The organism is uncultured Chitinophaga sp., assembly GCF_937874145.1.
GTDB lineage: Bacteria > Bacteroidota > Bacteroidia > Chitinophagales > Chitinophagaceae > Chitinophaga.
Map to the genome: position 1 here is coordinate 1 of NZ_CALNBI010000435.1, position 2,539 is coordinate 2,539.

The following is a 2,539-nucleotide window of genomic DNA, read 5'->3' on the forward strand; positions in this document are numbered from 1 at the left end:
GGCGAAATCCGCCCGCCGGTTCGATGGCGGAGCCAACCGCGATTCCAGCCTGCAAAACATCAAAAACATTTACTACGTAGCCTACGACGCCACCGGCACGCGGGTGTCCTACAAATCGTTCGATTCCCTCACCAACGTTGCTTCGTTTGGTTCCATCAAAGATTCGCTGGTAGCCGGCAATTACACCATCCTTATCGCCGCTTCTACCGGTAAGCTGCTGGTTAACGCCGACCCTGCAGTATCGCCCGAGCAACCCAATATCAATTATCACGCCCTGCACCCTTTCGTGGAGTCTGACAGCACTACCATCCGGAATGCCGGCGACATCTTCCTGAGCAAATTCCAGCTGGAAGTAACTTCCCTCGGCGGCATCATCGCCAAGAACGTTATGCTGGACAGGGTAGTTGGCAAACTCGTCGTGGAAATACAGGACGCGTTGCCCGCGTCACATCCTTACAGCGCCATCACCGCGCGCGTGTATCCCACCACCCTGCACTGGAAAATCTCGAACGGCGATATCTCCGCTCCTGATTACTGGTGGACCCGCTGGATGACCCGCGCCAGCAACACCACGTTCGAGGATTACCTCTTCGGTTCCTACTACCATGTAGCTGTGGTGCTGGCGTATAAAGACAAGCTCACCGGTGCGGACATGGTTAAAACGATCTCCAACATTCCCATCACCACCAATAAGATTACCACCCTTTCCGGCAATCTGTATGGATCGGCAGCCACCAGTACTTACCAGATCAAGGTCAACCAGGCCTGGTCTGGCGACACGACCCATGTAACCTGGTAATTTTGCGGGGATAAAAATGAACTAAAAAAGAGGCGCCTCCAACCGGGGCGCCTCTTTCTCTATATTGGAAATCTTCAGCATCAGATCAGGCCGAGCGCCGTCTCCTCTCCTCTTTCGAGATGTTTCACCAGCGTGGATTGCGCCAGCCTGAGGTCCTGCTTGCGGAGGGCGCTCACGATCTGGCGGTGCTCCCGGTCGGTTTGGGCGTAATCGTCCATCAGCAGGTGCCCCAGCTTCATATGGAAGAGCGGGATGTTGCTGTATTGGTAAAGTTCGAGGAGTTTGGCGTTGCAGGCGCCGGAGATGAGGGTTTCATGGAATTTCATGTCGGCATCGCAGGCGCCGCCGAGGTATCCTTTTTCGACCATATCGGAGAAGTCTTCACAGATTTTGTCCAGCGTATCGAGCAATGCCGGGTTGGGCTTTTGCGACAGGAGGCGGAGGGCCCCCAGTTCCAGGAGCTCCCGCAACTCGCGGATCTCTTTAATATCGTTCGGGGTCATGGATTTCACGAAATAACCGCCCTTCTCCCCGAAAACGACCAGGTTCTCTCCCAGCAGGCGTGTCAGCGCTTCGCGGACGGCCATCCGGCTAACCGCCGCCTTCTTCGCCCATTCATCTTCCTTGAGGCGCATGCCGGGAACCAGCTGGTTGGATAATATCTGACGGCGGAGGTCAACATATACTTTATTCGCTAAGGAATCTACTTTCATGGGTAATTTTGTAAACGAATTTCTGCTGTAAAAGTAAACAAGAAAAAGCATACCGTCAAAGTCCTGCCCCCCGCATTACTCCGGCTTCACGTCCTGCAGCTGGTACCTGATGGCATATTTCCGGGGCTGGACGGGCTTTCCGCTGGCATTGGCCCATACGTTGGCAAAGGTGGCCCCATAGTAAAAGATAAGCGAAACATAGAAAACAAACAACAACAATAGCACCATGGAGGCCGAGGCGCCGTAGATGCTGTTGATGTTGCTGTAGGTCAGCAGCCAGCGCAATACGATTTTCCCGATGTTGAAGAGGACGCCGGTGACGAACGCGCCGGTGAGCAGTACTTTCCAGTTCAGCCTTCCGTCGGGCAGCAGGTACAGCACCAGGGAGAACCACAGGGTGGCGGTGATCACGGAAAGGAGGTACTGGAGGGCGCTGTTGTAGTAGACGCCCACATTCGGCCAGTAGCGCAGCAGGTATTCGCCGATGAACGCCGAGGCGGAATCGCCTACGATCCCCAGTACAAAGAGCACCCCGGTTGCCAGGATGAGCAATACGCCTTTGAGCCGCGACACCATGATGACCCTGAAATTGCCCCGTGCCACCGGCCGTATGCTCCACAACTGGTTCACCGAGCTCGTCATCACCTTGAGCAATGTAGTGGCTACAAAAAGCAGGAACACGAACCCGATCCCGGCGATCAGCCAGTTCTGCGCGATACCGCGGAAGGCCTGCAGCGTTTCCACTACTTCATTCGTCGCTTCCGGCCCGATCACTTCCTTCAGCTCACCAAACAGCTGCCGCGAAATGATCCGGGGCTCAAAGAGCAGGCGCAGGGCCTGTATGATGATGATGAGGATCGCCGGCAGGGCGAAAGTGGTGAAGAATGCCGTGGCGCCCGCCATCCGCAAGGGGTCGTTCGCCTGCAATACGTTGAACGCTTCCCTGAACGAATATACGAACGTCCAAAACCGCTTATCCTGCCTTGATTGAGTAGTTGCCATACTGTACCGCGGGCCATGGCGGCCC

The 2,539-nt window shown here is 55.5% G+C and carries 3 protein-coding genes; 1 reads left to right on the forward strand and 2 read right to left on the reverse strand.

Annotated features, from left to right (window positions below; all coding sequences use genetic code 11):
- Positions 1 to 799 (forward strand): hypothetical protein (locus Q0510_RS20990; RefSeq protein ID WP_298716006.1); only part of this gene is annotated, 799 nt, incomplete at its 5' end.
- Positions 800 to 879: 80 nt separating this feature from the next.
- On the opposite strand, the gene Q0510_RS20995 is transcribed toward Q0510_RS20990, so the two are convergent.
- Entirely contained in the window at positions 880 to 1,512 is a 633-nt protein-coding gene (locus Q0510_RS20995; RefSeq protein ID WP_298716008.1) for a GntR family transcriptional regulator, read from the reverse strand.
- A gap of 75 nt (positions 1,513 to 1,587) precedes the next feature.
- On the reverse strand, positions 1,588 to 2,539 hold a 952-nt coding region (locus Q0510_RS21000; RefSeq protein ID WP_298716010.1), incomplete at its 5' end, for a YihY/virulence factor BrkB family protein.